Source organism: Streptomyces sp. NRRL S-455, assembly GCF_000717875.1.
Lineage (GTDB): Bacteria > Actinomycetota > Actinomycetes > Streptomycetales > Streptomycetaceae > Streptomyces.
Genome location: NZ_JOCT01000007.1, coordinates 172,861 through 179,291 on the forward strand (window position 1 = coordinate 172,861; position 6,431 = coordinate 179,291).

The 6,431-nt window shown below is 70.9% G+C and carries 9 protein-coding genes; 4 read left to right on the top strand and 5 right to left on the bottom strand.

Annotation, left to right across the window (positions count from 1 at the left end; translation table 11 throughout):
* Nucleotides 1-159: 159 nt before the first annotated feature.
* Together IE97_RS0112350 and IE97_RS0112355 are read right to left on the bottom strand one after the other, a co-directional pair.
* Nucleotides 160-468: a hypothetical protein gene (locus tag IE97_RS0112350; RefSeq protein ID WP_030236747.1), complete on the bottom strand. Its 309-nt coding sequence runs from the start codon at nucleotides 466-468 to the stop codon at nucleotides 160-162.
* 137 nt (nucleotides 469-605) lie between these two features.
* Nucleotides 606-1,052, bottom strand: coding sequence for a hypothetical protein (locus tag IE97_RS0112355; RefSeq protein ID WP_030236751.1), 447 nt, complete (start codon nucleotides 1,050-1,052; stop codon nucleotides 606-608).
* Nucleotides 1,053-1,408: 356 nt separating this feature from the next.
* Here IE97_RS0112355 and IE97_RS0112360 point away from each other — a divergent pair, with 356 nt between their 5' ends.
* Nucleotides 1,409-1,900: a DUF5994 family protein gene (locus IE97_RS0112360; RefSeq protein ID WP_030236753.1), complete on the top strand. Its 492-nt coding sequence runs from the start codon at nucleotides 1,409-1,411 to the stop codon at nucleotides 1,898-1,900.
* A gap of 3 nt (nucleotides 1,901-1,903) precedes the next feature.
* Here IE97_RS0112360 and IE97_RS0112365 read toward each other — a convergent pair whose 3' ends face one another.
* Both IE97_RS0112365 and IE97_RS40140 read right to left on the bottom strand, forming a co-directional pair.
* Complete coding sequence (locus IE97_RS0112365; RefSeq protein WP_030236755.1) at nucleotides 1,904-3,094, bottom strand: PP2C family protein-serine/threonine phosphatase; 1,191 nt, start codon at nucleotides 3,092-3,094, stop codon at nucleotides 1,904-1,906.
* Between the two features lie 547 nt (nucleotides 3,095-3,641).
* Complete coding sequence (locus IE97_RS40140) at nucleotides 3,642-4,631, bottom strand: STAS domain-containing protein (protein WP_078603190.1); 990 nt, start codon at nucleotides 4,629-4,631, stop codon at nucleotides 3,642-3,644.
* Nucleotides 4,632-5,012: 381 nt separating this feature from the next.
* On the opposite strand from IE97_RS40140, the gene IE97_RS0112375 reads away from it, so the two are divergent.
* Genes IE97_RS0112375 through IE97_RS38400 form a run of 3 tightly spaced genes read left to right on the top strand, consistent with a single transcriptional unit; the run spans nucleotide 5,013 to nucleotide 6,132 of the window.
* Nucleotides 5,013-5,366, top strand: a complete 354-nt coding sequence (locus IE97_RS0112375; protein WP_324605822.1) for a hypothetical protein — start codon at nucleotides 5,013-5,015, stop codon at nucleotides 5,364-5,366.
* Nucleotides 5,363-5,902 carry a DUF5994 family protein gene (locus IE97_RS0112380; RefSeq protein ID WP_324608012.1) on the top strand — a complete coding sequence of 180 codons (540 nt, stop codon included), beginning with the start codon at nucleotides 5,363-5,365 and terminating at the stop codon, nucleotides 5,900-5,902. Before IE97_RS0112375 ends, IE97_RS0112380 begins: the two co-directional genes overlap by 4 nt.
* 5 nt (nucleotides 5,903-5,907) lie before the next feature.
* On the top strand, nucleotides 5,908-6,132 hold the full coding sequence (locus IE97_RS38400) for a hypothetical protein (RefSeq protein ID WP_037834537.1): 225 nt from the start codon (nucleotides 5,908-5,910) through the stop codon (nucleotides 6,130-6,132).
* 110 nt (nucleotides 6,133-6,242) lie between these two features.
* Here the strand turns inward: IE97_RS38400 and IE97_RS0112390 are convergent.
* A partial coding sequence (locus IE97_RS0112390) for a GH32 C-terminal domain-containing protein (RefSeq protein ID WP_030236769.1) occupies nucleotides 6,243-6,431 on the bottom strand: 189 nt, incomplete at its 5' end.

Below are 6,431 nucleotides of genomic sequence, written 5' to 3' on the forward strand. Positions count from 1 at the left end.
AGGAGCGCGCCCGATCCGGTCGGGCATCGCGCAAGGGCCCCTCAGTGCATCAACAGAGGCAGAAGCCCACCGGAGTCACAACCGCTCGATCACCATCCCCGGTCATCACCGGGGCAACGGGTTCTGACGGTGACTCCGGTCAACAGCCGGGCGCCCCGGTCAGTTGCAGGCCGCTCCGGCGCTGCCACCGTCGCCCCCGTCGCCGCCGACCGCGACGATGCTGGCCTCGTTCGTCTGGCTGACGCTCGACGGGTCATCGGCGACAGCTATGTTCACCTGGGTGACGTCGATGTCGCTGATGGAGGCCGAGCCTCCGGCGCCGCCCTCGCCACCGAGGGCGGTGCACGTGGCCGGAACCGTCCCGTTGTTGGCGTCGGTGGTGTCGTCGGCCTGAGCGGTGCCGGCACCGAGAACGCCGACCGACCCGAGCATGGTGACCACGACGAACGCCTTCTGAAGCTTGCGCATTGGGTCTCCTACTTGTGCGATGAGGATCACGGTGATCCTCATGGAGGTTGCAAAGTCGACAATATGGGCGCTTACGGCGGAAAGTAATCGCAAGTACTCCATTCGTGACCGGACGACCGTGGCACGGCGACCGCCGGTCAGGGCGCGGTGGTGTCCACGACGAAGCGGCGACTGAGACTGATCTCGCCCGAGAGCAGGCCCGGGTCGGCCGTCACCGTCAGCTCGTGCGTCCCGTCCCGCAACGCCCTCACATCGAGCACCCTGTGGTTTCCGACCCACGAGGTGGGGACGATCTTGTCGTTCAGTCTGACCTCGACACTGCGCAGCGCCTCAATGGCCAGCGCCTCGTCGTCGCTGCGATCGACCACGTCCACCGTGAGCGGGGCCTCGGAGAGCGCGGCGGCGTTCAGCACGCCGCTGCTGGGGATGCCGCGTACCCGGAGCTCCGGCCGGTTCACCGCGTTGGCCGCCGCGATGCCGCCGATCGTCAGGGCAACGGCGGCAGCGGCAACCAGAGTTGTGATGAAGACTCTCCGTAGGGACCGGCTCCGCACAGGGTCCGACGTCTTCAGGGCCAGCCGCATGAACACATCCTTCGAGAAGTCGCACAGAGGGACTCCTCTTCGTACGTATCGACGAACTCAACGCTCTCAAAAGGTGATTGGGGGATGCCTCTTGAGCGCGCACCAGGGGTCCGCTCAGTCGTGCCGGAAGTGAGGACGGTCGCCTCGGCTCCCCGCGCGGCTTCCCGCCCGGCCACGGTTCCAGACGTGGTCCACTCAGGCCGGCGATGTCGCGGCCCGGTGGTGCAAGGTACCGGCTCACACGTTTTCCGCCTGTTCGTCCGGAGAATCCGCCCTTCGGGGGCTACGCGGAGTAGCGTGGAGACGCGAGGCGGATCCCCGTACCCGCACCGGTTCCCGAAGACGGGTGGTCCGTTATGACCGGCTCCGATTCACCCCCGTCACCCCCTGCTTCCCGGCATCTGCCGAGTGGCGTTCACGCGGCCGTGCGGCCGGGGTGCGCGCTGCTCCGGCTGGAGACGACGGAGTCGCGTGAAGGCGTCCTGGACGGTGCGTGGTGGCCGCGGTCGCGCGACATCGGTGCCGAGCTGCCCGCGCTGCTGAGCGCCCTCATCGCACATCTCGGCCCCGTGACGCGCGTCGGGCTGGACTCCGCTGCCTGGGAAGGGCTCCCGACGCGGATCGTCGTCGACGACCGGGTGGTGCACATCGACTCCTTCCCGGTGGGCGATGACACCGTCCTGATCACCCGCGGCGATCAGGATGTGTTCTCACTGCTGGTGGTCCCGCCGCACGCGACACCGGAGGCCGCACATTCCGCGATGGCCCAGGCCGTCCGGGCCGACAACATCAGCCAGGCGGAACAGATCCTCATCGACACCGGGAGCGGGTACCGGGCGTCCGACTGAAGGTCATCCACGCCACTCCACCATGAGGAGCGTCGCGTCATCCGTGGTGTGTCCGCCCCGCGCCCGCTTGAGCGTGTGGGACAGGGCGCGCGTCACCGCCCGGACCCCGCGGCCGGTTCTCTCCAGCTGGTTCACACAGGTGATCAGCTGGTCCTCCCCGAACTCCTCCATGCCCGTCTTGTGCTCCTCGACCAGTCCGTCGCTGAAGCAGAGGACGCGGTCCCCGCGCTCCAGTCCCAGTTCGCTGATCCGCGGCTCCGCACCGCCCAGGCCGACGGGGAGGGTCGTCGGGGCGGTCAGGCGGCCCGCGACGCGATGATCGCGGACGAGGATCGGCGGCGGGTGCCCCGCGTTCACCCACTGGACCCGTCCTGTCGTCGTGTCCAGCTGCAGCATCTGAGCGGTGACGAAGTGCTCGGGACCGAACTGCTTCGCCACCGCGCGGTCCATGAAGTCGTAGATCTCCGACAGCCCGATGCCGGCGCGGCGGGCGTGGCGGTAGGCGCCGATGGCCACGGTGGCCATCGTGGCCGCGTCCAGGCCGTGACCCATCGCGTCGATCATGACCACGTGGAGGACGTCCCCGTTGAGCGCGTAGTCGAAGCTGTCACCCCCCACGTCGTAGGCGGGTTCCAGGATCCCGGCCACGGCGACCCTGGGCATGATCATCGCCAGCGGTGGCAGCAGGGACCACTGGACCTCCGCGGCGACACTCATCGGCTCATCACGTCGGGTGGCGAAGAACAGGTCGGAGTAGCCGTGCTTGGTCACCAGCAGGTCGGCCACCAGGCCGGAGATCCTGTGCAGCAGGCGGCGGTCGTGGTCGTCGACGCTGTCCAGCGTCACCGCCATGACCCCCACCTGGTCACCGCCGTCCAGCAGCGGCATGTGGACCCGTACGCCGTCGTCCCCGGGCACCTCGACGGAGACCGCGTCGAGGAAGCAGCGTCCCGCGTCGGAGTCGTCGATCGGCTGCGGCTCCCCGCCCGCGAGTCCCTCGCCGGGCAGGGGTACGAGCATCAGCTGGCCGTAGTCCTGCAGCAGCACCTCCGGAAGGCGGCCCCCCAATCGCTCCACCACGTCGGCGACCAAGGGCCCGATGAGATAGGGAGGAAGCTCGTGCGCGCGGTCGAGAACCGCTCCCAGCAGCGCTTCCCCGAAGCTCTCGGAACGGTCCGCGCGCCGTGCGGGCATCATCCACTCACCCGCCATGATCCGCGCGCTTCGGTTGCGGCGGTGTGGGACGAGGAAGAGATCGCTCGTGGCATGGCTCCACCGGGACGTCGACGGCCGGACCGGCCGATCGGTCACCTACACCTACCTGGGGCCGACCGTGTCGGGCCCCTCTCACCTGAGTGCGGGTCCTCCTTGCGACTCCCCTATGGCTTCTCCGACGAGGCCGCTCTCGGCGCGTGCCAGGATGCTCGGGGCCGACAGCGGGTTCTCGCGGGCTCGTGGGTCGGCGGCGGTCGGCGGGCGGCCGGCCGCTCCGGCCGATTCGTCGGGCGGGATGACCAGCGGTTCCCGGCGCCGCATCACTCGCCGGGAAACGACCGCGCCATGGTCGTCCGGCCGAAAGCTCTCGGCACTGCCACTGTACTCCCGGCCGTGGCGGACGGCGCGGGAGCGGAACCGCCGTGCGCGGGTGCGCCTGCCCGCGGACGACCGGCGGCATGACCATCGGGTACGTCCACCGCGGCCGGCACGGCCGCCGGCTCGTCGACCACGACAGTCGTCCTGATCACCGGCCTGCCGGGGAGGGGCTTTCCAGGGGAAGGACCAGCACGCAGGGGGCGACCGGGCCGGGCAGCCCGACGACCTCTCCCATGTTCCGCCAGCCCCAGGACTCGTATGCGGCATGTCCGGCCTGGTCGGCCGGATGGAGCAGGACGACTCCCAGGGCGGCGTGCCGCTCGGTGAGCAGACGCTGTTGCAGACGGCGGGCGATGTCGCGGCGCTGGGCGTGCGGATGGGCCACGACCTGGGTGAGGACGACGAACCGTGCGCAGGCGGTGAGCCGTTCGATGCTCTCCTGCAGCAACCGGTCGAACCCTCGCCGGCCGGAGCCGTTCGGGCCCACCGGAAAGCCGTAGGCACAGCCGACCAGCGCCGTCGTCTCGGCGACCAGCAGCGCGAAGCCGGGGCGCCGGGCACTGACGGCCAGGCGGCGCCGGAACTCTCCCCGGTCGTGGAGCGACGCACCGGGAGTGTCCGCGACGGACGCCATGGCCAGGTCCGCGATGTCCTCCTCCATCCCCTCGATCTGCCAACGGGTCAGCCGGCGCAGGCGGATTCCGTCCTGGCGGACCGGCCGACGAGGGGGCGCCTCAGGAGTCCGTGTCCCGTCGGACGGCGGACCCGGCGAAGCCCTTTCCAGGAGGTCGTGAGGCAGCGCCGGCGGCAGGGGCACCATGGGGGCCTCGAGGAGCAGGGAGGTGGAACCGGTGACGTCGAGGAGCCGGGTGATCTGTGCGCACGGGTGATGCAGCCGCAGGGAGGAATGCGCCCGGCCGGCGCGCCGTGACATCGACAGGAAGAGGTCCAGGCCGCCGGCATCGCAGGAGCCGACCGTGGTCAGGTCGACGTCGATGACATTGACGCCGTCACGCAGGCACTGCTCCAGCGAGGTCCGCAGCAGTGGCGCCGTGGCCGGTCCGATCTCACCGGCGAGCGTGACGAGTGCCCCCTCCCCGCGGTTCCGCCGGTGGATGTCCAGCCGGGAAAGGACCATCACGCCTCCCCCCGGTGGGGGCGCGGGCGGGTACGGGCAGGCTCAACGAGCGCAACCGTGACGAGCTCGCGTGGAGTTGCTTCGACCGCGGCGGACATGATGCCGACCCGTCTCCGCGCCGACCGCTGGGGCGGCGGGCGGGGTTCGTCTCTCGCCGAGGACGACCCGGCTCGGCGGCCGGAGTACGTGATGCCCTCGGTACTTCCACCGTACGCCGTCCGCGGCCGGAAGCGGCCGCGCCGAGGGTGCCAGGAGTAGGGTGGAGAGAGTCGAGGGTACTTCGTACTCCGGTGGCATGGCTGGTCTCGTCCTCGGCGCGCGGCACGCTGTAGCCGCGTCATAGCACGAGCCGTTCCCACGGCCCGGGGCAGGTTCCGCCCTATGACCACCACCCCATCCCTGCGGCCGCACCCACCCGTGGCCAGGGACGCGCCGGACGACGCTGCCTCCGAAGGCATGGTTGAGGTGCGCATCGTCTCCATGGACGCCGAAGCGGCCCGGCACGTCGCGGACGCCCTCCGGCTGCTGTTCGCCGGGGACGAGCAGCGCAGTTACCCGGCCCTGACGTCGGGGAGAGGGACGCGTCTGCACCTCACGCTCGACCCCGCAGCGGGCGCCGGCCCACTCCGCTCCTGGCTGGAGGCCAGCCGACCGCCCGTCGACCGGACGCATCCGGGCGAGACCGCGCGCGTGCGTCCGAGTCTCCCGCCCCGACCAGCCCAGGAGCCCTCATGACGACCACCCCATCAGCCCACCCGGCTTCCGCCCGGCTGCGGCTGGGAGCGGAGCCTCGTCAGGGCGGCTCGGCCCGCCGTATCGACGGGGCCTGGTGGCCGAGTTCGTACGACCTTGTTGCCGAACTCCCCGCGCTGCTCGCCGCCTTGCCGCGCCGCTGGGGACACATCACCAGCGTCCTCGTGAACGGGACGATGTGGTCGGTGCCCGGCGACGGGATGCTCGTCGGGGACCAGATGGTGCACATCCGCCGGACGGACACGCCACGAGCCGAACACACCGTCTGCCTGCTCGCCCCAGGACACGGCCGCTGGGACCTGCTCGTCGTGCCACCCGCGGCCACGGAGGCGGAAGCCGAGCGGCTGACGTCCGCCGCGGCGACCGCGGGCGACCTGCGCACGGCCGGGTGGCCGATGGCAGACGTGGAGGCGACCGGCGACGTCACCGAAGTCCGAAGCCGGGAAGAGGTGTGGGAAACCGACGGCGGGGCCCCTCGGCACCACCGCCACGGCTCCGGCACCGAGAGAGGTGGGTGAGGACCATGGAGACGGTCATCACGGTGGCGGTGATCCTCGCCATGATCGCCGTCGGAGTGGTGGTGATCCGCCGGCTCAGCACTCAGCACGACGCGCGGATCGCGGCCTATCACTACAGCGACGCTCTGCCAGGGGTCGGCCGCAGGCCGCGGAGGTCCCGCCGGCGGGCCGACGGGACCGCCGACGAAGCGACCCGCGACGGAGACCACGGCTCGAACCGACCGGCTTGACCGGCCGTTCAGGAGACGCTCCATCCTGGCCAGGGGAGAACACTCCTGGCCAGGGGAGAACACTCCTCGCGGTCCCCCCCCCTCGGCGGCCCCGGAGGGGGGACGGCTCGTCACCTCCAGATTGATCTCAGCTGCCACGTCTGCACGCGGTCGAGGGTGGCGGTGCCGTCCTCGGCGAAGACCTGGACGCCGGTGCTGGAGGGGTCGGGGAAGATCTGGTCGGTGATCACGGCTTCGCCGTTGCCGCCGAAGACCTCGACGGACGACCAGTCGACGAGGACGCGCAGCTTGAGCTTGCC